We start from the raw sequence: 23,389 nt of genomic DNA, 5'->3' as shown, positions 1-23,389 counted from the left end.
TCTCGCTATGAGCATTCTTCCTTCGCTGTGGGCGCGGGTATTGGCGGCGACTCTGGTGGTCGGCGTGTTACCTGTGGCCTATGCCAAAACCCCGGCCGATCAACTGATCGTCGGCATGAGCATGATCAATCTGCTGTCCCTTGACCCGGCGGCAGCCACCGGTCTGGACGTGTCGGAGATCAATGCCAACCTCTATGACATGTTGCTGGTGCAGGATGTCGCTCAGCCGGATCGCCTGTTGCCGGCACTGGCTGAGCGCTGGCAGGTCAGTGATGACCGCAAGACCCTGACCTTCAACCTGCGCTCCGGCGTGCAGTTTCAGTCCGGCAATCCGTTGACTGCCGAAGACGTTGCCTGGTCGCTGCAACGGGTACTCAAGCTCAACCTCGCCTTGGCTTCCACCTGGAAGGCCTACGGTTTCACCGCCGAGAATGTCGAGCGTTCGATGCGTGCCACGGATGCCAATACCTTTGTCATCGAGCTGCCACGCCCGACTGACCCGATGCTGGTGCTCAACACGCTGGCGACGTCGCCCAGCGCATTTATTCTTGATCGCAAAAAAGTCCTCGAACACGAAAAAAACAATGACCTGGGCGCTGCCTGGCTGGTCACGCACGCGGCCGGTAGCGGCGCGTTTGTGCTCAATGACTGGCGCGCCAATGACGTGATACTGATGAGTCGTTTCGACGGCTATTGGGGAGGCCCGGCCAAGCTCAAGCGCATCGTCATGCGCAACATGACCGAGTCGCAGTCGTTGCGTCTGATGATTGAGCGCGGCGACCTCGACATCGCCAAAGGCATGTCCGCGCCGGACATCGAAGCCCTGCAAAAAAGCGACAAGGTGCGCACGCAAACCCTGCAGCGCGGCACGTTGTATTACGTCGCGCTGAGTGTGAAGCAGCCGATGTTCGCCGATGCGCGGGTGCGTAAAGCCGTGCGCTCATTGATCGACTATCAGGGCATCAACCAGACGGTCATGCCGCATTACGGCGTGCTCAATCAGCGGCCGATGCCGCTGGGTCTGGCTGCGCGTCTGCCCGATCCCGGTTACACGCTGAATGTCGAAGAGGCGAAAAAACTCCTCGCCGAAGCCGGTTACCCCAACGGTTTCAAAACCAGCATCCGCGTGCTGGCCGAGCCGCCGTTCATCAACATTGCCTCCAATCTGCAATCGACCCTGGCTCAGGCGGGGATCGAGGCCAGCATCATCACCGGCACCGGTAACCAGATCTACGGCGCCATGCGTGAACGCAGCTTCGACATCATCGTCGGGCGCGGCGGTGGCGGGGCGGAGCGTCATCCTCATTCGAGCCTGCGCACACTGGTGTACAACCCGGACAACCGCGACGAAGCCAAGCTGAGCAATTTTCAGGGCTGGCGCACGTCGTTCTACAGCCCCGAGTTGAACCAGTTGATCGAGAGCGCTGAGGTCGAGTCCGATGCCAACAAGCAACTCGCTCAGTACCAGCAGATTCAGCAGCAACTCGATCAACAGGTGGGCGCCATTCTGCCGGTCTCGCAGATGACCGATACGGTGCTGGTGTATGCCGACGTTGCTGATTTCAAAGGCCACACGGCAGCGACCACGCGCTACAAAGACGTCTACAAGAAGCGCTGAACACCGCGCGGGGTGAACCCCGCGCTTCGGCTGCAGCGGTGACCGATTTATCAGGAGCTCACTATGTTTGTTATGACTGCCTCTGCCATGGGAGCCCGCGCTTCCAATACCGCCCGGCGCGCGAGCACGGTGCTGGTGACCTTGCTCGGTCTGTTGGCGTTGACCTTTGTCATCGGCCGGGTCATGCCGCTTGATCCGGTGCTGGCGGTGGTCGGCCCGGACGCCGACAGTTCCACCTACGATCAGGTCTATCGGGCAATGGGTCTGGACAAGCCGATCTGGACTCAATTCGGTCTGTACCTCAACGACTTGCTGCACGGCAATTTCGGCAATGCGCTGCTGACCGGTCACCCGGTGCTCGACGACATCCGTCGGGTGTTCCCGGCAACCATCGAGCTGGCGACGCTGGCCATTCTGTTCGGCGTGCTGATCGGCTTGCCGCTGGGCGTGTGTGCGGCCAGCAATCAAGGGCGCCTCGGCGATCATGTGGCGCGGGTGATTACCTTGTTCGGTTACTCCACGCCGATCTTCTGGCTGGGCATGATGGGCTTGCTGGTGTTCTACGCCTGGCTCGGTTGGGCCGGCGGTGCCGGGCGCATTGATCTGGCTTATGACGGCATGGTGCCCGAGGTCACCGGCCTGTTGCTGATCGATACGAGCCTGGCGCGCGACTGGGAAGCCTTCGCCAGCGCCTTGCGCCACATCGTCCTGCCCGCGCTGATTCTCGGCCTCAATTCGGTGGCGTACATCAGCCGCATGACGCGCAGCTTCATGCTTGAGCAGCTGTCGCAGGAATACATCATCACCGCACGGGTCAAGGGCCTCTCGCGGCGCCAAGTGGTTTGGGGGCATGCCTTCCGTAACATTCTTGTGCAGTTGCTGACGGTGGTGGCGCTGGCCTACGGCTCGCTGCTCGAAGGTGCCGTGCTCATCGAAACGGTGTTTGCCTGGCCCGGTTTTGGCCAATACCTGACCAGCAGCCTGATGCTCGGTGACATGAACGCGGTGATGGGGTGCGTGCTGGTGATCGGATTGATTTTCGTCGCGCTCAACCTGATCAGTGATGCCTTGTACAAGGTCTTCGATCCACGCACCCGTTAACCCGCAACGCCGCAGCACTAAAAACTATAAAAAGAAGGATTCTTCAATGACGACTGCATTTACCAAACTGCATGCAAGCCTGTTGGCGGCGGTACTGGCGCTGGGGCCGATGACGCTGGCCAATGCCAAGACCCCGGCCGATCAGTTGATCGTCGGCATGAGCATGGTCAACCTGTTCTCCATCGACCCGGCCAATGCGCCTGGTCTGGATGCTTCCGGGGTCAACGCCAACCTGTACGACACGCTGGTCAAGCGTGATCAGGGCGACCCGGAAAAGCACCTGCCGCAACTGGCCGAGCGTTGGGAGATCAGCGAGGACGGCAAGCAGGTGACGTTTCATCTGCGTCAGGACGTGAAGTTTCATTCCGGCAATCCGCTGACCGCCGAAGATGTGGCCTGGTCGCTGTACCGAGTGATGAAGCTCAACTTCGGTTTGGCGACTACCTGGAAAGCCTACGGCTACAACGTCGACAACATTCAGTCGCTGATCCGCGCCAGTGATGCCCACACGCTGGTCATCGATCTGCCGCAAACCATGGATCCGCTGCTGTTGGTCGACTCGCTGGCGATTTCGCCGAGTGCGGTGGTGGTCGATAAAAAAACAGCATTGGCCCATGAGAAGAATGGCGACCTGGGTGCCGGCTGGCTGGTGACCAACGAGGCTGGCAGCGGCCCTTTCGTGCTGACCAAGTGGACGGCCAATGACTCGCTGTTGCTGACCCGTTTCGACGGCTACTGGGGTGGCGCGGCCAAGCTCAAACGTGTGGTGGTACGGCACATGACCGAATCGCAGTCGCTGCGTCTGATGCTCGAACGCGGTGATCTCGATATGGCCTACGGTATGGCTGCACCGGACATTCGAGCCATCGACGGCTCGGAGAAAATCCACGTTCAGTCGTTGCCGCGCGGCACTATGTATTACGTCGCGATGAGCATGAAACAGCCTGAATTTGCCAATCCCAAGGTGCGCGAAGCAGTGCGCAACCTGATTGACTACAAGGGCCTCGACGAACAGGTGATGCCGTATTACGGCAAGCTCAATCAGCAACCGATGCAACTGAGTCTGCAAGCGCGCCTGCCCGATCCGGGTTATCACATGGACGTGGCAAACGCGAAGAAACTGCTCGCCGAAGCGGGTTACCCCGAAGGTTTCAGCACCACCATCCGCACGCTGTCGGAGCCGCCCTTCATCGACATTGCTGCGCGTCTGCAAGCGACGCTCGCCGAAGGCGGGATCAAGGCCAATATCGTCACCGGCACCGGCAATCAGGTGTACGGCGCGATGCGTGCACGCAACTTCGAGATCATCGTCGCGCGTGGGGCCGAGCGTTATCCGCATCCGTATTTCAGCTTGCGCACTTTCGCCTACAACCCCAACAACAGCGATGACGCTGGTTTGCCTAACTTCCAGGGCTGGCGGGCCTCGTTCTTCAATCCGCAGCTCAACAGCCTGATCGATCAGGCCGGAGTCGAGCGCGACGCCAGTCAGCGGCTGAGCCTGTATCACCAGGCACAGAAACTCTATGACCAGCAGGTCGGCCCGATCCTGATGATTTCGCAGATGACCGACACCGTGGTCAGCGCCGCCGACGTCAAGGGTTTCGCTGGCGATGACGCCGAGGCGACGCGCTACCTGGGTGTTTACAAGCAACGCTGAATGCCGCCCGGTGCGCTTTCGGGCGCAGCGGCTGATCGTGAATTCAATCCGAGAACATGCCCATGATTGCCAACATGTCTTCTACCGATTCCAGTGCCAAACGGCGACTGGATCGCACCCCCGGATCCAGCTTCGACGCCTTCTGCAAGAGTGGCCTGAAAGTGCTGCGGCACTTGCTGCGCAACCCGATGACCCTCGCCGGATTGCTGGTGGCGATGGTGCTGGTGGTCGTGGCGATATTCGCGCCGTGGATCGCCACCCATGATCCGGTCGCGCAAAACCTCGCCAATGCGCTTCAGGCCCCTGGCGCCGCGCATTGGTTCGGCACCGACGAATACGGTCGGGACATCTTCAGCCGGCTGGTCTACGGCTCGCGCATCACCCTGTACATCATCACGCTGGTGACGGTGATTGTCGGCCCGATCGGCCTGTTTATCGGCACGGTCTCCGGTTATTACGGGGGGATTGTCGACACGGTGTTCATGCGCCTGACCGACATCTTCATTTCCTTCCCCAGCCTGGTGCTGGCGCTGGCGTTCATCGCAGCGTTGGGCCCGGGCCTGGAGCACGCGGTGGTGGCGATTGCGCTGACGTCGTGGCCGCCAATCGCACGTCTGGCGCGGGCGGAAACCCTGTCGCTGCGCAAAGCCGATTTCGTCGTGGCCGTCGAGCTGCAAGGTGCGTCTTCAGCGCGAATCATCCTGCGGCACATTGTGCCGATGTGCATGTCGTCGGTAATCATCCGCCTGACCATGAACATGGCCGGGATCATCCTCACCGCCGCCGCGTTGGGGTTTCTCGGTCTGGGCGCACAAGCGCCTTCACCGGAGTGGGGCGCGATGATTTCCACCGGCCGGCGCTACATGCTCGAGTGCTGGTGGCTGGTGGCAGTTCCAGGCGCCGCGATCATGTTGGTCAGCCTGGCTTTCAACCTGTTGGGCGACGGCCTGCGGGACATTCTTGATCCGCGCAGCGAGTAATCGGAGGCTGTATGTCTGCAATCAAATTGAACGTCGAAGGGCTCAATGTGCGCTTCGTCAGTGGTCAGAAAGAAACCCACGCCGTACGCGATGTGTCCTTCACTCTGGGGCGGGAAAAACTCGCCATTGTCGGTGAGTCGGGCTCCGGCAAATCAACGGTCGGCCGCAGTCTGCTCAAGTTGCATCCGCCCAGCGCGCGGATCACCGCCAAGGCCATGCAGTTCGGTGAAGTCGATCTGTTGTCGGCCGGGGAAAAGGTCATGCAGAAGATCCGCGGTCAGCGCATCTCGATGATCATGCAAGACCCGAAATACTCGCTGAACCCGGTGGTCAAGGTCGGCGAGCAGATTGCCGAGGCGTATCTGGCGCACCACAAGGCCAGCCGCAGCGAGGCCCGTGAGCGGGTGCTGGAGATGCTCGAAAAAGTGCACATCCGTGACCCGCAGCGGGTCTACAACCTGTATCCGCATGAAGTTTCCGGCGGCATGGGCCAGCGCATCATGATCGCGATGATGGTCATCACGCGGCCGCAAGTGATCATCGCCGATGAGCCGACCTCGGCCCTCGATGTCTCGGTGCGTCAGCAAGTGCTCAACGTGCTTGAGGAACTGGTCGAGCAGCAGGAAATGGGCCTGATTTTTGTCAGCCATGACCTCAACCTGGTGCGTAATTACTGTGATCGCGTGCTGGTGATGTACGCGGGCAGGGTGGTCGAGTCGCTCGCTGCCTGCGACCTGCAACACGCTCAACATCCCTATACCCGTGGCCTGCTGGCGGCATTGCCGAGCATGGACAATCGTCGCGAACGGTTGCCGGTGCTGCAACGCGACCCACAATGGCTGACTTGCTGAGGAACCGACCATGCCCATGATCCAAGCACACGCGCTGAACCTGAGTTTCGGCGCCGGCCCGGCCCTCAATCAGGTGCTGCACGACGTCAGCCTCAGCGTGGCTGACGGTGAATCCTTTGGTCTGGTGGGGGAGTCCGGTTCGGGCAAGACCACCGTGCTGCGCTGCCTGGCCGGGCAGTACCGGCATTGGACCGGCGAGCTGAGCATTGCCGGCGCGCCGCTGCAACACAAAATCCCCAAGGAGCATTTCCGCCACGTACAGATGGTTTTCCAGGATCCCTATGGATCACTCCACCCACGTCATACCGTCGATACCGCACTGCGTGAGCCGCTGATTATTCACGGCGTGCGCGACAAGGATGACCGGATCAACGAGATCCTGCTCAAGGTCGGTTTGAACGACAGTTTTCGCTTTCGATATCCGCACCAATTATCGGGTGGGCAGCGCCAGCGCGTGGCGATCGCCCGAGCGCTGATTCTTGAGCCGCGTGTGTTGCTGCTCGATGAGCCGACCTCGGCGCTGGATGTGTCGGTGCAGGCGGAAATCCTCAATCTGCTGGCGGATCTGCGCCGACGCGAGAAGCTCACGTATCTGATGGTCACGCATGACCTGGGTGTGGTGACGCATTTGTGTGACCGGGTGGCGGTGATGCAGCAAGGCAAAATCGTCGAGCTGCTCGACAGTCAGGCGCTCAGCCAGGATCTGGCAACCCACGCCTATACGCGAATGCTGGTGCAGGCCAGTCGTGATTTCAGTCAGGAATCGGAGCGCCAGCTCGCCGGTTAAGCGGATCAATTGTGGAGAATGCCTCATGCCCCATTGCCTTATCGATTGCCCCGAATCCCTGGCCAGGCGTGTCGGTGAAGCGACGCTGCTGGCCGCCGTACACGATGCCCTCGACGCTTTTGGCGTGTTCAAGCCTGGCGATATCAAAGTGCGGCTCAACCGCTTTGTTCACTATCGCTGCGGCGCGACACAAGACGATTTTGTCCACGTCGTCCTCTACCTGTTGGCCGGGCGTAGCGCTGAACAGCAGCGTTGCCTCGCCTCGGCGACCATCGCGGCGCTGCTGACATTGCTACCGGACGTCGAGGCGTTGTCGATGGATGTTCGGGAAATGCCGCGCGAGACGTTCGTCAACCGTAGCCAATACCTCGAAGAAGCCAGGTTATCGGCCTGAACAAGGAAAGATCATGCCTTATCAATATTCTGCTGTTGCGCAGCGTAAACACGCTCTGGCGCTTTCGTTGACTGCCGCGTTGGCGCTGGGTTGCAGCCTGCCGGCGTGGGCGCTCGATGCGCCGGCAAAACTGCAAGTGCCAACCCTGGCTTTCGATGATCAACAAATCATTCTGGTCTGGGAAAAGCCTGCCGACCATGCGCAGATCAAGGACTATCGGGTCTATGCCAACGGAACGTTGTTGGGCAGCAGCAACGCCAACAATGATCGGGTCTCGCCGGCCAAGCCTTACATCGACAAGTTCTACGAGCAGGACAGCGCGAACTTTCACTACCGCATCGGCATTCACAGCTACACCGCTCAAGGCCTGAAGCCTGATACGGCCTATCGATTCACCGTGCGTTCGGTCGGTGCTGATGGCAAAGAGTCCGCCGACAGTCCTGCGCTGGTGCAGCGTACGAGCAAGGTTGCAGCAGTGTTTGATGTGAGGAAGTACGGTGCCAAGGGTGACGGCAACGCCTTCGACACGCTGGCCATCCAGAATGCGATCGACGCCTGTACCGCCGGCTGCAAAGTGCTGCTGCCTAAAGGCGTCTACAAAAGCGGTGCGCTCTATCTGAAAAGCCACATGACCCTGGAGATCGCCGAAGGGGCAACACTGCTCGGTTCCGAGCGGGCCGAGGATTATCCGCTGGCGGGCTACATTCAATATCCGTACTCGACCACGGTACGTCCGGCCTCGCTGATCAACGCCTTGCCGCGTGATCCGCGACAGCATCAGTCGTTCGAGAACATTCGTATCGTCGGCAAGGGCACGATCGATGGCAACGGCTGGAAGCGCCGCGCCGATGTCGTCGACGAGCGCGGCCAAACATTGCCGTTTTACCTGCCCAGCGATAACACGCGCTACATGCAGGACGGCATTCTGGCCAAGGCGCAGGTCGAACAAGCAGTGGCGCGCGGGATGAACGTCAAGGATGCCTACGGGCAGATGCGTTCGTCGTTGATCACCTTGCGCAATGTGAAAAACGTCTTCTACGGCGGCTTCACGGTGGTCAATCCGGCGTATCACGGGATCATGAATCTGGAGACCGAGAACGTCGTGCTGGCCAACACCACGCACAAGACCTACGACGCCAACAACGGTGACGGCATCGAATTCGCCAACAGCAAAGGCGCGATGGTCTTCAATAACTTCTTCGATACCGGTGATGACTGCGTCAATTTTGCCGCGGGCACTGGCGCCGAGGCGGTGCATCAAAAGCCGCAGGAAGATGCCTGGATCTTCAACAACTACTTCCGCAAAGGTCACGGCATGGTAGTCGCCGGCAGCCATACCGGCGCCTGGATTCAGAACATTCTGGCTGAGGACAACGTCTCTGACGGCACTGATGCCGGTCTGCGGATGAAGAGCACCAACTTCATGGGCGGCGGGGCGCGTAACGTGATTTTCCGCGATTCGGCGATCCGTAATACGGTCAAGCAGGCGTTCATCTTTACCCTTGATTACAACGATCCAAACGCCAAGCTGGATTACCAGCGTTCGACCATTGCCGGGCAGTTTCGTGATATCCGCGTTGCCGATGTGAGTGTCGAGAATGCTCAAGGCAAGGCGATCGAGGTCAAGGGTGACAGCCAGAGTAATGCCTGGCATCAGGGCCTGGTCTTCGAGCGCGTTCGCTTCAGTGGCCCGGCCAAGGTGCAGATCGACGGGTTGAAGGATTCGACCTTCGACAGCGTGGTATTCAGCAATCATGGCGCTGTCAATCCGTGGCAGGTCACGGGCAGCGTCGGGTTGACGTTCAAAGACGTTGTGCCACCGCCCTTGTAGTCGTTGCTGATCGGCTCAGTCGCATCCTGCATCAAGGATGCGACTGCTCAAGGTTTCGCTTTTTTCAAATCGTTCGAGTCGCTTGAAGTGGCGGCATCCTTATCGGTTTCATGCGACTCGGCGCCGGAGTTCGAGCCGGATGCCTCTTCACCTTTCTTGCTGGCCTTTTCCTCGTTCGACTCCGACATGCCGCCCTGATTAATCCCGGGGATCGCGGTGGGCGGTGTCGTCGATTCCTCCGCTGAGCCGTCAGCAGCCAGGACAAGGTACGGGCAGGCTGCGAGCAGGCCGGCCAAGGTTATCGCTGCAATCTTGTTGTTCATCATTGCGTCTTCCGTGCGAGGGCATGTGCTGCATTGGAAGAACCGTGCGGGCGAAGGTGCCCGCTGTTGGACAGGCGGTATGTGGGCAGTCTCGCGATTACTCCGATTGGCTGATCTGGCCCCATTCGATGCCGAATCGTGCGAGGTATTTGCGTAACCGATCCGCATCGTTGGGCTGTGCCTTGGCTTGTCGCGAAACGCCAAACAGCTTTCTGCCGGCATCCGACAAGCTGTCTGCCTGCCGACAAACCTCAAGTACCGCCTTCAGTTGCAAGCGATCAAACAGGTCCATGTGCTCGCTATCTCCCGGCAAATCCCGGGAAATGCCGGTCGGCTGCGCCAGGCCCCACGCATAACGCAAGCGGTCGATCTCCTCCTGCACCTGCGCTTCATCAATCCGCCCGCTGTCGGCGAGTGTCGCCATGCGAGTGATCGACGCGGACAGTTCGCGAAAGTTGCCCAGCCATGCCGCTGCCGGCGAGCCGGCGAACGCCAGATAGCTGCGGCGTGCTTCAAGATTGAAGCGCACTAACTGTCCGTGCTCGCGGGCATGACGCTGCAGTTCGAAGTCGATGTTCGGTTCGATGTCTTCGCGACGGCCGGCAAGGCCCGGCAGATCGAACGTCCACAAGTTGATGCGTGCGTACAAATCTTCGCGAAACAAGCCTTCGGCGACACGGCTGCGCAAGTCGCGGTGAGTGCCGGCGATGATCAGGAAATCACTGTCGACCTCTTTGTCTGAACCCAGCGGGAAGAAGCGTTTTTCTTCAATCGCCTTGAGCAGCATGGCCTGTTCGTCCGCACCCAGTTCGCCGATTTCATCGAGAAACAGCATGCCGCCATCGGCGGCGCGCAACAGGCCGTCACGCGCATTCTGCGCGCCGGTAAAAGCGCCTTTGACATGACCAAACAGTGCCGACATCGCGCCATCGCCACGCAGGGTGGCGCAGTTGACTTCGACGAAGCGGCCCTGCATTTGATGGCGGCTGCGTTTGAGTTCAAAGATGCGTCGGGCCAGAAAAGATTTGCCGGCGCCGGTCGGGCCGATCAGCAACATCGGTGCTTTCGAACGCACGGCTACGCGCTCGATCTGTTCGATGGAGCGGTTGAACGCCGGGTTGCGTGTGGCGATGCCTGACTTCAAAAACTCCAGACCTTCCAAGCGCTTGTTTGCGAAGCGCGAGGCGATGCGGTCGTAGCGTGACAGGTCGAGGTCGATCAGCGCGTGAGTGCCAATGGCGTGATCGCTTTCGCTGGCGCGCTTGGCGGGGGAGGTCTGGATCAGTCGCGCCGGCAGGTAGCGTGCTTCGGTCAGCAGGAACCAGCAGATCTGTGCGACGTGGGTGCCGGTGGTGATGTGAACGAGGTAATCCTCGCGCTCGGTATCGAAGTCGTAGGTCGTGGTGAAGTCATGCAAGGCGCCGTAGACCTCTTCGAAATCCCACGGATTGCGCAGCGACATCGGGTGCAGGCGCACTTCGGTTTCCGGCGAAACCTGTTGGATGTCTGCGCGCACCCGTTCGGCGAGGCTGACATCGCGGGCGTCGATGCCGTGAATCAGCTCAAGCCGATTGATCAGCACGTCCGGTTGTTGGCACAGGCCAACGCTGGGCCGCCAATGGCTCCAGCGATTGGCGCCTTTGCCGACGCGATCGAGGGTGGCGCCGATAAAACCGATGGCAACAGTGCGTTTGCTGGACATGCTTATCTCAAAAGATAAAAGACGATATCCAATGATATGTTTTCTGCGTTGGGTTTGTCCTCGGTTAGACCGAAAGAAAACAGAAATAAAAATAAAAACGTTATAAATCAATAATTTAACAATAAATTTATTGAAAATTAAAAAGCTGGCACAGCGGCTGCAATACCTATCGCAACGAACAGGACAACCCAGCGAGACGCCAAGATGGCCAACTCAACACTCTTCAATACGCAATCGAATCACTTGCCAGCCTGCAACACCTTGAATGCCTCCGGCGCCTCGGCTTATGCCTACAGCCCCAAGCATCAACTGGCCCAACTGGCAGTGACCGGTTGCCTGAACCAGACCTTTTACGCCTCCGCTGAAAGCCAGCTGGATCAAGTGCTGAAGCTGGTGGCTGAGTTGGACAGTCGCTTCGTGGCGAAAGCCGCGATCTACGCTCGCAAGCAAGGCCACATGAAAGACATGCCAGCGCTGTTGCTGGCGGCATTGACTGCTCAGCGTTCGAGCCTGGTGCCAGAGGTTTTCGAGCAAGTGATCGACAGCGGCAAAATGCTGCGCAACTTTGTGCAGATCCTGCGCAGCGGTGCTACCGGGCGTAAATCCCTCGGTTCGCAACCCAAGCGTCTGGTGCAGAACTGGCTGAACAGCGCCACCGAACGTCAACTGTTGCAAGCGTCGATCGGCAATCAACCGTCGTTGGCGGACGTGGTGAAGATGGTTCACCCGAAACCTGCCGAAGCGTGGCGTGAAGCGTTCTTCGCCTGGTTGATTGGCAAACCGGTTGAGGTAAAGGCCTTGCCGCAATTGACGCGCGATTTGCTGGCGTTTCGCAGCGGCGCAAGTGATGAGGTGCCTGCGGTGCCGTTTCAGTTGCTCGGCAATGAAACACTGAGCAAGGAACAATGGGCGGCGCAAGCGCGCAACATGGGTTGGCAGGGGCTGCGCATCAACCTCAACACCTTGGCTCGCCACGGTGCGTTTGAAGTGCCGGGTTGCGTCGAATATGTAGCGGCGCGATTGGTCGATCCGCAAGAAGTCGCGAAGGCGCGAGTGTATCCATATCAGCTGTTGTCGGCGTATCGGATGATGGGTGAAGACATTCCGGCGCTGATACGCGAAGCGCTGCAGGATGCACTGGAGTTGTCATTGGCCAATGTGCCGAAGCTTGAAGGGGCGGTAGTGGTTTGCCCGGATGTTTCAGGCTCGATGGGTAGCCCGGCGACGGGTTATCGCCAAGGCGCGACGTCGGTAGTGCGTTGCATCGACGTAGCGGCGCTGGTTGCAGCAGCCGTGTTGCGCAAACAGCCGCAAGCACGGGTAATGCCGTTCGAGGTGAACGTGGTGGATATCCAGCTCAACCCGCGTGACAGCGTGATCAGCAATGCGCAGAAGCTCGCCGGGATTTTTGGCGGCGGCACCAACTGCTCGGCACCGCTGAAGAGATTGGCGGACAGCAAGGCCAGGGTCGATACGTTGATCATGGTTTCGGACAACGAGTCGTGGATCGATGCGCGGCGCCACGGTGCCAGCGAGACGATGCGCCAGTGGGAGCGAATCAAGCAGCTCAACCCGCAGGCGCGGCTGGTGTGCATCGATATCCAGCCAGGCCATGCAACGCAGGCGGCGGAGCGTGATGACATATTGAATGTCGGCGGTTTCAGCGATGCCGTGTTCGACGTGGTCGAGCAGTTCACCAGCGGCCACTACGGTGCGCAGCACTGGGTCGAGGCGATCGAAAGCGCTTTATGAATTGATTTATCACTGGCGCTGAATGCCGATGGGACTACATCCAGAACGTCTCATCAAACCCTTGTCAGCGCCAGTGACGGCACGAATGCCTGATGGCTGTACATCTGAAGTCCGGCTAACCCCGGAGCGCGGCAACGCGCAACAGTCATCAACTTTTGTCGTGCCACCCTTTTTGCAGTTATTGGCAGCGAATGCGACAGGTACTACATCGGAAAGCGGGTTCGACTCCCGCCCCGGCAACGGGGGCTCAACTGGCAGAGCCACAGTGCCTGTGTTTTTGTCGCTGCGACTTACGGTACAACGCCGAATCATCGGCCAAAAAATAAAGAACAGAGAAATGAAAGAACACACTTACCAACTGCTTGAAGTCGCCAACGGCAAACCGATCAAACTCTGGACCGAAGGCGTCCCGGTAGAGAACGAGGCGCGCGAGCAGTTGATGAACACGGCGAAGATGCCGTTCATCTTCAAACACCTGGCGGTCATGCCGGACGTGCATCTTGGCAAGGGCTCGACCATTGGCAGCGTGATCCCGACGGTGGGCGCGATCATTCCGGCGGCGGTCGGTGTCGACATCGGTTGCGGCATGATCGCCGCGCGTACGTCGCTGACCGCCGCCGACTTGCCGGACAACCTGCGCGCTCTGCGTTGCGCCATCGAACAAGCGGTGCCCCATGGCCGCAGCTCGACCCGTTCTCGACGTGACAAAGGCGCGTGGGACGAGATCCCGCAGCAGGCCGATCAGGCGTGGGCGGCGTTGCATCCGCGGTTCAAGTTGATCACCGACAAGTACCCGAAACTGTCCAACACCAACAACCGTGGGCACCTCGGCACCCTCGGCAGCGGCAACCACTTCATCGAAGTGTGCCTGGACGAAGCCAACCGGGTCTGGTTCATGTTGCACAGCGGGTCGCGCGGTGTCGGTAACGCCATCGGCAACCTGTTCATCCAGATGGCGCAGGCGGATATGCGCCAGCACATCGCCAACCTGCCGGATCGTGACCTGGCCTACTTCGAAGAAGGCAGCCAGCACTTTGATGACTACGTGGAAGCAGTGGGCTGGGCGCAGGATTTCGCCAAGCAGAACCGAGAGCTGATGATGCGCGCGGTGATTCAGGCGACACGGCAGATTATTCGCAAGCCGTTTGACGTGGCGTTGGAGGCGGTCAACTGCCACCACAACTACGTGCAGAAAGAGCGGCATTTTGGTGAAGAGGTGCTGGTCACCCGCAAAGGTGCGGTGTCGGCGAAGAAGGGTGAGTTGGGGATTATTCCCGGCTCTATGGGTGCGAAGAGTTTCATCGTTCGCGGTCTGGGCAACGAGGAGTCGTTCAGTTCCTGCAGCCACGGCGCCGGCCGCACCATGAGCCGCACCAAAGCGAAGAACACTTTCACCGTCGAGGATCAGATCCGCGCCACGGCCCACGTCGAGTGCCGCAAGGACGAAGCGGTGATCGACGAAATTCCGATGGCCTACAAGGACATCGACAAAGTCATGTACGCCCAGCGTGAGTTGGTGGAAGTGCTGCACACCTTGCGTCAGGTGGTGTGCGTCAAAGGATAAAAGGAAAGCAAGTCATGGATCTCGAAGAGCGTCATCCGCTGTGCGACACGATGCGCGCGCGGGTACTGGAAGAGCTGGCGCGTATAGAGCGCGAACGCAATGTCACGGTGTTGTATGCGTGTGAGTCCGGCAGTCGGGCCTGGGGTTTCGCCTCGACCGACAGCGATTACGACGTGCGGTTTGTCTATGTGGAAAAGCCCGAGTGGTTTGTTCAGGTCGATGCACCGCGTGATGTGATCGAACGTCCGCTGGACGATGAACTCGACGTCAGCGGCTGGGAGCTGCGCAAGACCCTCGGGTTGCTGCGCAAGTCCAATCCGACGTTGCTGGAGTGGCTCGATTCGCCGCTGGTTTATCGCAGCGAAAGCGCCCAGGTGGCGCAGCTGCGTGAACTCGCCGAGGCGTTCTACAGCCCACCCAGTGCGCGTAATCACTATTTGTCGATGGCGAAGAAGAACTTTCGCGGTTACCTGCAAGGCGAAACAGTGCGATTCAAGAGGTACTTCTACGTGCTGCGGCCGCTGCTGGCGGTGCGCTGGATCGACCAGGGTCGAGGCCGGCCACCGATGACCTTTGCCGACCTGCTGACCACGGTCGATGATCGTGCGCTGCTCGCTGAAGTCGACGAACTGCTGGCGCTTAAACGCAATGCCGATGAGAGCGCCTACGGGCCGCGTCGTCCGGCGCTGCACGGGTTCATCGCGGCTGAGCTTGAGCGCGAAGTGCCCACCTTACTCAGAACTCAGGAAGACTCGCGACGGCTGGATCAGTACCTCAGGGATACCGTCGGGCTGTACGCGTAAGGATTGTAATGAAACAGGAAGTGATAGAACTGGACGGCGCCATCGGTGGCGGCCAGGTGTTGCGCAGTGCCTTGAGCCTGTCGATGGTGACAGGCCGGGCGTTTCGCATTAAACAGATTCGTGCCAAGCGCAGCCGTCCGGGGTTGTTACGACAGCACCTGACGGCGGTGATGGCGGCGGCCGAGGTCTGCGCGGCAAAAGTCTGCGGTGCGCAGTTGGGTGCGCAAGCCTTGAGCTTCGAGCCCGGTGCCATTCGCGGTGGCGACTACCAGTTCGCCATTGGTACGGCCGGCAGTTGCACATTGGTCTTGCAGACCTTGTTGCCGGCATTGTTGCGGGCACCGCAGGCGAGTCGGGTAAGGATTACCGGTGGCACGCATAACCCATTGGCACCGCCGACGGACTTCCTCATGCGCAGTTGGTTGCCACTGCTGCGGCGCATGGGCGCTGATATTGAGCTGGAGTTGCTGCGGCACGGGTTTGTGCCGGCCGGTGGCGGTGAAATCGAGGCGAAGGTAGCGCCTTCGCGCCTGACTCGACTGGACCTTTGTGAGCGCGGCGCGGCGCTTTCGCAGCACGCCTCAGCGCTGACCGCCGGGCTCGCCCCGACGGTTGCCGAACGTGAGTTGAGCCAGGTGGCCAAGCGTTTAAGTCTGCCGCCTTCGGCGCTGCAACACGTCACGCTCGACCCGGCGCGCGGGCCAGGCAACGTATTGTTGCTGGAGTATGCATTCGAACAGGTCAGCGAAGTGTTCAGTTCGTTTGGCCAAGTGTCGTTGCGGGCGGAAAAGGTCGCCGATGCCGCGATCAATCAGGCCGCCGACTGGTTGCGCAGTGGTGCCGCCGTCGCCGAACACCTCGCCGATCAGTTGCTGCTGCCGATGGCGCTGGCCGGTGGCGGTTCGTTCACCACGCCGCGCATGACCGAGCACCTGCACAGCAATATCGCAGTGATCGAGCAGTTTTTGCCGGTACGTATCGATTGCCAGGAGGAGGGCGCGGATCGATTGCGGGTTGAGGTCAGGCCCCTCTGATCGTCATACAGGGACAGTGTTATTTCATCCGGAAATTACACTGTCCCTTTTTTATGCCTGAAAAAAACTCTCGAAAGGCGGCAAATTGCTGGCCCCCGACGTTAAGCTTCCCCGGCAAAATCGCCTTTTTTCAAAAGGTTAGGTTGGCTATATGCGGACGATTGCCATAACCGTTGCAACGCTTTCCCTGGCTGTCTTCGCTTCGGGAGTCGAAGCGAAAGAGTTGAGTAAAAGCCATCGCTTTGCCTGCATCTGGGGTTCGGACATTGCCGCCGGTGCTCAGCAATCCAAGCTATCGGGCATGTCGCTGTATGGCGCACGCAAGCAATTGCAGGTACGCAAATTCCAGCAGCCGTGGATGCGCATGACCGCGATGGGCATCACCGAACAAACCTACAACAGCACATCGAAGCTCAAGCCAGCAGCGGTCAAGCAGACGTATTACGAACAATGCGTGCGCCACGAATTGGCCCAACGCTAGAGTTGAAAGCCCAACCTTGATCGGTTGGGCTTTTTCATGCCTGAGGCAATCTCGGGGTCACTTGTCGGTATCGCAATTGACCATCCACGACACTCCAAAACGATCCACCAGCATGCCGAAACGTGCCGCCCAGAACGTCGCCTCCAGCGGCATGTCGACGCGGCCGTCCTGGGCCAGCGCGTTAAATACGCTTTCCGCTTCGGCGACGCTGTCGACGTTCAGCGAAATCGAGCAACCGCTCATGCCCTGTGTTGGGCGGTCGGGCGTGGTGTCCGAGGCCATGATCATCTGATCGCCAACTTTCAGGCAGGTATGGATGATCAACGCGTGATGCTCTTTCGGGACATGCTCAGCGGCAGGCGACTCACCGAAAGAGGTCATGGCCTCCAGTTCGCCGTTCAGGGCTTGCTGGTAAAACGTGAAGGCTTCTCGGCAGTCGCCGTTGAAGATCAGGTACGGGTTGATTTTCATGTCTTTGCTCCCGGCAGTAAGGCGCGGAGTGGCGGTTGTGCGCCTGGTTCCACGTTGGGTGGTTAAAACCTGGCAGAGTGCTGAACGTCGGCAAGGGTCGAGGTTTAATCGACGATAACGCGTTCGTCCTCATCATCGCCCAGGCAAATCGTCAGTTGCTGGCCCTGTTTATTGAAGGCGCAGTTGGGCAGCGAAACCTGCCAGGCGATTCTTATCGGCGCACCAATAAAGAGGATAGCGATCAGGCTCGCCACGACGGACTTTGCCACGAGCGCAGAGCGTGATGGCCGGCCTGTGGTCCTGAACCGTGAGCGCAGAAACAGGCCAAGGGTCAAAAAAATTGCGCCGGTCAGCATGGCGCTGCCGATTTCGCCGGGGCTGACGCTGTAGATTAGTTGATCCGCGTCGTCGGGGTAGTTGATTAGCGACCAGGCGCCAATGCCCAGGGTCAAGAGTCCTGCGCCGATGCAGGCATAAATCGATCCCGGCAAGCGCAGCAGCAGGGTCAGCAGCAATCCTGACGTGGCGACGAGCCAGCCAGCGTTGAACAATAGCCCGTTCATGCCGCCCATCAGGGTGCCGCCGACGTCGGTCGGTTTGAGCAGCACCCAGTCACAGAAAGCGATGTGCGCCAACAGCGCAAGCACAGCCAGCCAGCAAATCAGCTGATACATCCATAGGGCGTTGGGGCGCGAGAACACACTCAGTCCTTTTCGTGGTGTTTGACGCGCGGCAGTATGCCGAGGAACCCATCCGGTGTGAATTTCAATCGTGGTGCTGGAGTACCATGTCGCACTGTCATCACCTGCCGAGTTCAATGCCCCATGCCTGTTTTATCGCGCTTCACGTCCCTGTTCGACCAGGCACAGCGAGCCTTGCGCCTGGTCTGGGAGACATCACGCGGATTATTTTTGGGCCTGGTACTGGCGACGTTGATTGCCGGGTTGCTGCCGGCACTCGCGGCATGGTTGGGGCAGCGGATTGTCGATGCCGTGGTCGCAGCGATGCAGTTGCATGCGCAGAACGGCAGTGCGCCACTGTGGCCAGTGTTGCGTTACGTGTTGCTGGAAGCCGGGGTGTTGGCGATGTTGTCGGGAACACAACGAGCGCTCTCGGTGCAGCAGTCGCTGTTGCGCGTGCAGTTGGGCCAGAAGGTCAACACGCTGATTTTGCAGAAAGCGCAGACCCTGTCACTGGTGCAGTTCGAGAACTCCGAGTTCTACGACAAACTGGTGCGTGTACGTCGCGAGGCCTCGACCCGGCCATTGGCGCTGGTGATGAAGTCGCTGGGGTTGATTCAGAACCTGATCATGCTGATCAGCTTCGGTGTGCTGCTGGTGCACTTTTCACCGTGGGCACTGGTGCTGCTGGTGGTCGGTGCGTTGCCGGTGTTCTTTGCCGAAGCGCATTTTTCCGGTGATGCCTTTCGGCTGTTCACCCGCCGCGCGCCGGAGAGTCGGCAGCAGAGTTATATCGAGACCTTGCTGTCTCACGAAACTTATATCAAAGAGGTCAAGCTGTTCGGCTTTGCGCCGTTGTTGCTGCAACGCTACCGCGACACATTCGCCAGGCTGTATGCCGAAGACCGGCGCCTGACCTTGCGCCGTGATGGCTGGGGTTTCGGCCTCGGCCTGCTCGGCACCGCGGCTTTTTACGTGGCTTATGCGTGGGTGGTAATCGATGCCGTACACGGCAATATCAGCCTGGGCCAGATGACCATGTATCTGGTGCTGTTCAAGCAAGGCCAAAGCGCTGTGAGCAGCAGCCTGAGTGCGATCAGCGGCCTGTACGAAGACGGCCTCTACCTGACGAGTCTTTATGAATACTTGGCCGAGCCGGTGCTGGTCGATACCGGCCACCTGACCGTCGGCGCGCAACCGGGCGACGGTTTGCGTTTCGAAAACGTCGGTTTCCGTTATCCGGGTGCCAGTCGGTCGGCACTGGAAGGCATTGACCTGCATCTGCTGCCCGGCAACAGCATGGCGTTGGTCGGAGAGAACGGCTCAGGCAAAACCACGCTGATCAAGTTGCTGACCCGGCTCTATCGTCCAGATCAAGGGCGCATTCTGCTCGACGGCAGCGATTTGCAGGATTGGCAGGAAACCGCGTTACGGCGGCGTATCGGCGTGATTTTTCAGGATTACATCCGCTACCAGTTCAGCGTCGGTGAAAACATCGGCGTTGGCGATACCCTGGCGTTCAATGACCAACAACGCTGGAAAGAGGCAGCAGCCGAAGGCATGGCGGCGCCCTTCATCGAAGGGCTCGACAACGGTTACGCCACGCAGTTGGGGCGCTGGTTTGCCGGTGGCCAGGAGTTGTCCGGCGGGCAGTGGCAGAAGATTGCCTTGTCCCGGGCGTACATGCGCCGTGATGCCGACATTCTGATCCTTGATGAGCCGACGTCGGCCCTCGACCCGGCGGCGGAAGCGGCGGTGTTCGAGCATTTCAGCCAGCACACCAAGGGCCGCATGACCTTGCTGATCTCCCATCGCTTTTCCAGCGTACGCAATGCCGACCACATCATCGTGCTGCAACAAGGGCGGATTCTGGAGCAGGGTGGCCACGATGGGTTGATCGCTGCTGCCGGGCACTACGCGCAACTGTTCGATTTGCAGGCGCGCGGCTACCGTTAGGTTTCCCGCCCGCTGCGCACGGTCGCAGGCCCGGCCATACGCGGCGCGGGTCGGGTCTGCATCAAGGCATCAATCGCCTTGCGGTAATTCTGCCCGCCGAGCGCCATGCTGTTGTTGTGCGTGCCCCCCGGCACCAGCAGCAAGCGTTTGGGTTGTTGCGCGGCATTGAACAGTTGTTCGCTGAAACGCGGCGGTACGAAGGCGTCGGCCATCCCGTGCACCACCAACAGCGGCATATGGATCTCGGCGATCTTGTCGATCGAATCGAATTTCTGCGACAGCAACCAGCGCACCGGCAGCGAGGTGTTGGCCACGGAGGCAGCGACATCCGCCAGTGTGGTGAACGTCGATTCGATCACCAGACCGCGCACCGGAAGCGGTGTGTGATTGCGCGCGGCGTCCTGACCCAGCTCAGCCGCCAGATCGACTGCTACAGCCCCGCCTAAAGAGTGCCCGTAGATCAGGCGCTTGTTCGGGTCCGGCTGCAGCAGTTTGAAACGCTCCCACGCCACTCGCGCATCTTCGTAAACGCTGCTTTCCGAGGGCAGATCACCGTGGCTCTGGCCGAAGCCGCGATAGTCGATGGCCAGCACCGAATAACCTGCCGCGCGCAATTGCTCGATGCGAAACAACTGCCCAGTGAGGTTCCAGCGCACACCATGCAAGTACAGGATGGCCGGCGCATTGGCCTTTTCCGCGGGCCACCACCAGGCATGAATGTTTTGCCCGGCCTTGAAGCTCTTCGGTTGCAGGTCGAGCTCCTGCACGCTGCCGGGCAGGCCGTGAAACCAGCCCGCTGTGCCCGGTTCGATGCGAAACAGCAGTTTGCGTTCGGTGTGTTCCAGCACGGCACAACTCGTCGGCACGCCGATAATCAACGCGGCCATGCAGGCAAACGCCAGACGACGGCGGCGCAGACGAGTCATGAAGGACAGGAACATTAAACGTTTCACCATTGCGTGGACAAAGAACGCTTTTTACCAGAAGCCTTGGTCTGCGCGTGACATTTTCGACCACCGTGATCGGACAACGATTACAAAATGCTGCAACGGCTCAGTCCACCCGCAGGACGATTTTGCCGATATGGTCGCCGGCCTCCATGTGCGCATGGGCCTGCGCCACGTCGCTGAGCGAGTAGACCTTGTCGATCATCGGCAAGCAGCGCCCGGCAGCCAGCACCGGCCAAACGTGTTCGCGCAGTTGATCGGCAATCTCGGCTTTTTCCGCAGCGGTACGGGCGCGTAACAGCGACCCGGTGATGACCGCGCGTTTGGCCATCATCGCCAGCAGGTCAAAGTCATTGGCGCGGGCGCCGCCAAGGAAGCCGAGCATCACCACGCGACCGTCCATCGCCAGCGCGCTGACGTTACCGTTGAGGTAGGAGCCGCCCATGATGTCGAGGATCACATTCACGCCCTGACCAGCGGTTTTATCGGCGATCACCGCAGCAAAGTCGTTTTCGCGGTAGTTGATCGGCTGGCCACCGAGCTCGCTGATCGCTGCGCATTTCTCAGGGCTGCCAGCGGTGGCAAAGGCTTCGATGCCGAACTCGCGGCACAGCATCAGCGCGGTCGTGCCAATACCGCTGGTGCCGCCGTGGATCAGTGCACGTTGCCCACGGCTGGCGCCGCCGAGGCCGAACAGATTGGCCCAGACGGTAAAAAACGTTTCCGGGATGGCGGCCGCCCGCACCCAGTCGAGGCCCTCGGGGATCGGCAGGGTCTGGCCGGCCGGGACTGCGCAGTATTCGGCGTAACCGCCGCCATTGGTCAGCGCGCAGACCCTGTCGCCAACGGCAAATTGGCTGACACCAGCGCCGAGTGCGACGACCTCACCTGCGACCTCCAGCCCGGGAATCGGGTTCATGCCTGGCTTCATCGGGTACTTGCCGGCACGCTGCAAGGCGTCCGGGCGGTTGATGCCGGCGGCGTGTACGCGGATCAGGACTTCGCCGGCCGCCGCCACTGGCAGCGCCACGCGTCTGGCTTGCAGAACCACGGGGCCGCCGGGCTCGGTGATTTCGATTCGGGTCATTTCGTTGGGTAAGGACATTTCGGTTCCTCCTGGTAAAGGTTTGTGTAGATGGGAGTCGTGCATCGCTCGATAAATTCAGGTCGATGCTGTTAACCCTGTGGGAGCGAGCTTGCTCGCGAAGGCGCCACAACCGTCAGCGCTGTGTTTTCAGGCGAATGGCTATCGCGAGCAGGCTCACGCCTGCAAGGGTTTGTGTGTTTCCAGAAAATTGCCGCCTGCTCCAGTAACAGCGCCACCCCAATCGCGCCAGCCGCAATCACAAACAGCAACGCGTGATGGCCACCCGTGGCATTGAACAGCGCCGAATATGCAAATCCAGCCAGCGCCTGAAACGTGGCAAACGACACCGTGGCGCGGCTCCAGGCGAGTTGCTGGCGATGATGCTCCGGCAGCAGTTCATGCACCCGGGCCAGCGCCAGCGGGACGATGCCCGGCGGGAACGAGCCGAGAACCACCGCGAGCAACGCCAGCGCCAGAAAGGAGTGGGCAACAGCGAGCAAGCCTAGGGCAATCGCCTGCACCACCAGCACCAGCCGAATGCTCCTGCGCGCGCCAAAGCGGTCCGCCAGAAAGCCATAACTCACCGGCCCGACAATCGCGCCCAAGCCATACATCACCCACACCAGTGCCCCGACATGCGCGCCCGCGCCGAGCCCGCGCGCCACGTAATCGACCAGAAAGACCATGGCCGGCACCAGGCCGGCCGCCATGAATGCATATTGGCCAAACAACAGATAAACGCCGGGCGGTGTCGGCTGAGCCGCCGCGGCATCGTGAGTAACGTCCGCGTGGGCAAGGTCGGCCGGCCAGCCGAACCAGCTCAGCGCCGTCAGCAGCAGCGACAACGCGCCCAAGCCCAGCCAGGTGTCTTGCAAACCAAGGCTCAACAGCGGCGGCACCAGCGTGCCGGAGCCTGCGATACCGAGGCCGATACCCAGGAAGATCGCGCCACTGGCCAGGCCTTTGCGCGCCGCCGGCACATGCGGCAATACGGTCGCCGCGACCAACACCATGATCGCGCCGCCGGCGATCCCCGAGAGCAGCCGCCAGGCGAAGAACCAAATCACCGACAACGGAAACGCACAGGCAAAAAACGCCGCCGTCACCGCCAGCATCATTATGCGCAGCGCGGTTTTGTTGCTCAGTTGCCGCGCCAGCGGCCGGCCGAGCAGGGCGCCGATCAGATAACCGACCAGATTGGCCGCGCCGAGGTACACCACGTCATTGGCCGAAAACCACTGCGCCTGAATCAACGCGGGAATCAGCGGTGTGTAAGCAAACCGCGCCAGACCGATGCTGACCAGGCTGGCGCAGAGGCCGGCGAAGATCGGCAGCCAGAGCCCGGTGGGAGAGGATGTGCGCATGATAGC

Annotated in this window: 21 protein-coding genes; 14 read left to right on the top strand and 7 right to left on the bottom strand. The window is 60.2% G+C overall.

The window, feature by feature from the left end:
* Positions 1-7: 7 nt before the first annotated feature.
* From JFT81_RS09545 to JFT81_RS09510, 8 genes are all read left to right on the top strand, one after another.
* Positions 8-1,618: an ABC transporter substrate-binding protein gene (locus tag JFT81_RS09545; protein WP_201227098.1), complete on the top strand. Its 1,611-nt coding sequence runs from the start codon at positions 8-10 to the stop codon at positions 1,616-1,618.
* Positions 1,619-1,681: 63 nt separating this feature from the next.
* Positions 1,682-2,719 carry an ABC transporter permease gene (locus JFT81_RS09540; RefSeq protein WP_201202361.1) on the top strand — a complete coding sequence of 346 codons (1,038 nt, stop codon included), beginning with the start codon at positions 1,682-1,684 and terminating at the stop codon, positions 2,717-2,719.
* 46 nt (positions 2,720-2,765) lie between these two features.
* A complete protein-coding gene (locus JFT81_RS09535; RefSeq protein WP_201227097.1) occupies positions 2,766-4,376 on the top strand; it encodes an ABC transporter substrate-binding protein in 1,611 nt (536 codons plus the stop codon).
* Positions 4,377-4,438: 62 nt separating this feature from the next.
* Positions 4,439-5,356: an ABC transporter permease gene (locus JFT81_RS09530; protein WP_201227096.1), complete on the top strand. Its 918-nt coding sequence runs from the start codon at positions 4,439-4,441 to the stop codon at positions 5,354-5,356.
* Positions 5,357-5,367: 11 nt separating this feature from the next.
* The gene (locus JFT81_RS09525) at positions 5,368-6,207 is read left to right on the top strand and encodes an ABC transporter ATP-binding protein (protein ID WP_201202364.1); all 840 of its coding nucleotides are present in this window, start codon (positions 5,368-5,370) and stop codon (positions 6,205-6,207) included.
* A 10-nt stretch (positions 6,208-6,217) separates the two neighbouring features.
* A complete protein-coding gene (locus JFT81_RS09520; RefSeq protein ID WP_201227095.1) occupies positions 6,218-6,994 on the top strand; it encodes an ABC transporter ATP-binding protein in 777 nt (258 codons plus the stop codon).
* 25 nt (positions 6,995-7,019) lie between these two features.
* Complete coding sequence (locus tag JFT81_RS09515; protein ID WP_201227094.1) at positions 7,020-7,388, top strand: 5-carboxymethyl-2-hydroxymuconate Delta-isomerase; 369 nt, start codon at positions 7,020-7,022, stop codon at positions 7,386-7,388.
* 13 nt (positions 7,389-7,401) lie between these two features.
* Positions 7,402-9,219, top strand: coding sequence for a glycoside hydrolase family 28 protein (locus tag JFT81_RS09510; protein WP_201227093.1), 1,818 nt, complete (start codon positions 7,402-7,404; stop codon positions 9,217-9,219).
* A gap of 47 nt (positions 9,220-9,266) precedes the next feature.
* Here JFT81_RS09510 and JFT81_RS09505 read toward each other — a convergent pair whose 3' ends face one another.
* Both JFT81_RS09505 and rtcR read right to left on the bottom strand, forming a co-directional pair.
* The gene (locus JFT81_RS09505; RefSeq protein ID WP_201227092.1) at positions 9,267-9,542 is read right to left on the bottom strand and encodes a hypothetical protein; all 276 of its coding nucleotides are present in this window, start codon (positions 9,540-9,542) and stop codon (positions 9,267-9,269) included.
* A gap of 97 nt (positions 9,543-9,639) precedes the next feature.
* Positions 9,640-11,244, bottom strand: a complete 1,605-nt coding sequence (rtcR, locus tag JFT81_RS09500) for an RNA repair transcriptional activator RtcR (protein WP_201227091.1) — start codon at positions 11,242-11,244, stop codon at positions 9,640-9,642.
* A 204-nt stretch (positions 11,245-11,448) separates the two neighbouring features.
* Here rtcR and JFT81_RS09495 point away from each other — a divergent pair, with 204 nt between their 5' ends.
* The 5 genes from JFT81_RS09495 to JFT81_RS09475 all read left to right on the top strand — a co-directional run bounded on the left by JFT81_RS09495 (position 11,449) and on the right by JFT81_RS09475 (position 16,878).
* A complete protein-coding gene (locus tag JFT81_RS09495) occupies positions 11,449-12,996 on the top strand; it encodes an RNA-binding protein (RefSeq protein WP_201227090.1) in 1,548 nt (515 codons plus the stop codon).
* A 337-nt stretch (positions 12,997-13,333) separates the two neighbouring features.
* The gene (locus tag JFT81_RS09490; RefSeq protein ID WP_201227089.1) at positions 13,334-14,560 is read left to right on the top strand and encodes an RtcB family protein; all 1,227 of its coding nucleotides are present in this window, start codon (positions 13,334-13,336) and stop codon (positions 14,558-14,560) included.
* A gap of 14 nt (positions 14,561-14,574) precedes the next feature.
* Positions 14,575-15,363 carry a nucleotidyltransferase domain-containing protein gene (locus JFT81_RS09485; protein ID WP_201227088.1) on the top strand — a complete coding sequence of 263 codons (789 nt, stop codon included), beginning with the start codon at positions 14,575-14,577 and terminating at the stop codon, positions 15,361-15,363.
* A gap of 8 nt (positions 15,364-15,371) precedes the next feature.
* Entirely contained in the window at positions 15,372-16,397 is a 1,026-nt protein-coding gene (gene rtcA / locus JFT81_RS09480; protein WP_201227087.1) for an RNA 3'-terminal phosphate cyclase, read from the top strand.
* Positions 16,398-16,548: 151 nt separating this feature from the next.
* Positions 16,549-16,878 carry a hypothetical protein gene (locus JFT81_RS09475; protein ID WP_201202379.1) on the top strand — a complete coding sequence of 110 codons (330 nt, stop codon included), beginning with the start codon at positions 16,549-16,551 and terminating at the stop codon, positions 16,876-16,878.
* 57 nt (positions 16,879-16,935) lie between these two features.
* Here JFT81_RS09475 and JFT81_RS09470 read toward each other — a convergent pair whose 3' ends face one another.
* Both JFT81_RS09470 and JFT81_RS09465 read right to left on the bottom strand, forming a co-directional pair.
* The gene (locus JFT81_RS09470; protein WP_201202381.1) at positions 16,936-17,349 is read right to left on the bottom strand and encodes a VOC family protein; all 414 of its coding nucleotides are present in this window, start codon (positions 17,347-17,349) and stop codon (positions 16,936-16,938) included.
* A 104-nt stretch (positions 17,350-17,453) separates the two neighbouring features.
* Positions 17,454-18,023 (bottom strand): hypothetical protein, encoded by a 570-nt coding sequence (locus tag JFT81_RS09465; protein WP_242485589.1) that lies wholly within the window; start codon positions 18,021-18,023, stop codon positions 17,454-17,456.
* 150 nt (positions 18,024-18,173) lie between these two features.
* Here JFT81_RS09465 and JFT81_RS09460 point away from each other — a divergent pair, with 150 nt between their 5' ends.
* Positions 18,174-19,985, top strand: a complete 1,812-nt coding sequence (locus tag JFT81_RS09460) for an ABC transporter ATP-binding protein (protein ID WP_201227086.1) — start codon at positions 18,174-18,176, stop codon at positions 19,983-19,985.
* On the opposite strand, the gene JFT81_RS09455 is transcribed toward JFT81_RS09460, so the two are convergent.
* From JFT81_RS09455 to JFT81_RS09445, 3 genes are all read right to left on the bottom strand, one after another.
* The gene (locus tag JFT81_RS09455; RefSeq protein ID WP_201227085.1) at positions 19,982-20,926 is read right to left on the bottom strand and encodes an alpha/beta hydrolase; all 945 of its coding nucleotides are present in this window, start codon (positions 20,924-20,926) and stop codon (positions 19,982-19,984) included. The two genes, JFT81_RS09460 and JFT81_RS09455, sit on opposite strands and share 4 nt — an antisense overlap.
* A gap of 112 nt (positions 20,927-21,038) precedes the next feature.
* The gene (locus JFT81_RS09450; RefSeq protein WP_201227084.1) at positions 21,039-22,037 is read right to left on the bottom strand and encodes an NAD(P)H-quinone oxidoreductase; all 999 of its coding nucleotides are present in this window, start codon (positions 22,035-22,037) and stop codon (positions 21,039-21,041) included.
* A 71-nt stretch (positions 22,038-22,108) separates the two neighbouring features.
* Positions 22,109-23,383: a YbfB/YjiJ family MFS transporter gene (locus JFT81_RS09445; RefSeq protein ID WP_201227083.1), complete on the bottom strand. Its 1,275-nt coding sequence runs from the start codon at positions 23,381-23,383 to the stop codon at positions 22,109-22,111.
* Positions 23,384-23,389: the final 6 nt, after the last annotated feature.

The organism is Pseudomonas sp. TH43 (assembly GCF_016650635.1).
Lineage (GTDB): Bacteria > Pseudomonadota > Gammaproteobacteria > Pseudomonadales > Pseudomonadaceae > Aquipseudomonas.
This window is presented reverse-complemented; position numbering and strand designations above follow the sequence as displayed.

What these genes read in the sequence shown, in the direction of transcription:
- JFT81_RS09545 (WP_201227098.1), top strand. Translation starts at nt 8, where the DNA reads ATGAGCATTCTTCCTTCGCTGTGGGCGCGGGTATTGGCGGCGACTCTG.
- JFT81_RS09540 (WP_201202361.1), top strand. Translation starts at nt 1,682, where the DNA reads ATGTTTGTTATGACTGCCTCTGCCATGGGAGCCCGCGCTTCCAATACC.
- JFT81_RS09535 (WP_201227097.1), top strand. Translation starts at nt 2,766, where the DNA reads ATGACGACTGCATTTACCAAACTGCATGCAAGCCTGTTGGCGGCGGTA.
- JFT81_RS09530 (WP_201227096.1), top strand. Translation starts at nt 4,439, where the DNA reads ATGATTGCCAACATGTCTTCTACCGATTCCAGTGCCAAACGGCGACTG.
- JFT81_RS09525 (WP_201202364.1), top strand. Translation starts at nt 5,368, where the DNA reads ATGTCTGCAATCAAATTGAACGTCGAAGGGCTCAATGTGCGCTTCGTC.
- JFT81_RS09520 (WP_201227095.1), top strand. Translation starts at nt 6,218, where the DNA reads ATGCCCATGATCCAAGCACACGCGCTGAACCTGAGTTTCGGCGCCGGC.
- JFT81_RS09515 (WP_201227094.1), top strand. Translation starts at nt 7,020, where the DNA reads ATGCCCCATTGCCTTATCGATTGCCCCGAATCCCTGGCCAGGCGTGTC.
- JFT81_RS09510 (WP_201227093.1), top strand. Translation starts at nt 7,402, where the DNA reads ATGCCTTATCAATATTCTGCTGTTGCGCAGCGTAAACACGCTCTGGCG.
- JFT81_RS09505 (WP_201227092.1), bottom strand. Translation starts at nt 9,542, where the DNA reads ATGAACAACAAGATTGCAGCGATAACCTTGGCCGGCCTGCTCGCAGCC.
- rtcR (WP_201227091.1), bottom strand. Translation starts at nt 11,244, where the DNA reads ATGTCCAGCAAACGCACTGTTGCCATCGGTTTTATCGGCGCCACCCTC.
- JFT81_RS09495 (WP_201227090.1), top strand. Translation starts at nt 11,449, where the DNA reads ATGGCCAACTCAACACTCTTCAATACGCAATCGAATCACTTGCCAGCC.
- JFT81_RS09490 (WP_201227089.1), top strand. Translation starts at nt 13,334, where the DNA reads ATGAAAGAACACACTTACCAACTGCTTGAAGTCGCCAACGGCAAACCG.
- JFT81_RS09485 (WP_201227088.1), top strand. Translation starts at nt 14,575, where the DNA reads ATGGATCTCGAAGAGCGTCATCCGCTGTGCGACACGATGCGCGCGCGG.
- rtcA (WP_201227087.1), top strand. Translation starts at nt 15,372, where the DNA reads ATGAAACAGGAAGTGATAGAACTGGACGGCGCCATCGGTGGCGGCCAG.
- JFT81_RS09475 (WP_201202379.1), top strand. Translation starts at nt 16,549, where the DNA reads ATGCGGACGATTGCCATAACCGTTGCAACGCTTTCCCTGGCTGTCTTC.
- JFT81_RS09470 (WP_201202381.1), bottom strand. Translation starts at nt 17,349, where the DNA reads ATGAAAATCAACCCGTACCTGATCTTCAACGGCGACTGCCGAGAAGCC.
- JFT81_RS09465 (WP_242485589.1), bottom strand. Translation starts at nt 18,023, where the DNA reads ATGTATCAGCTGATTTGCTGGCTGGCTGTGCTTGCGCTGTTGGCGCAC.
- JFT81_RS09460 (WP_201227086.1), top strand. Translation starts at nt 18,174, where the DNA reads ATGCCTGTTTTATCGCGCTTCACGTCCCTGTTCGACCAGGCACAGCGA.
- JFT81_RS09455 (WP_201227085.1), bottom strand. Translation starts at nt 20,926, where the DNA reads ATGTTCCTGTCCTTCATGACTCGTCTGCGCCGCCGTCGTCTGGCGTTT.
- JFT81_RS09450 (WP_201227084.1), bottom strand. Translation starts at nt 22,037, where the DNA reads ATGTCCTTACCCAACGAAATGACCCGAATCGAAATCACCGAGCCCGGC.
- JFT81_RS09445 (WP_201227083.1), bottom strand. Translation starts at nt 23,383, where the DNA reads ATGCGCACATCCTCTCCCACCGGGCTCTGGCTGCCGATCTTCGCCGGC.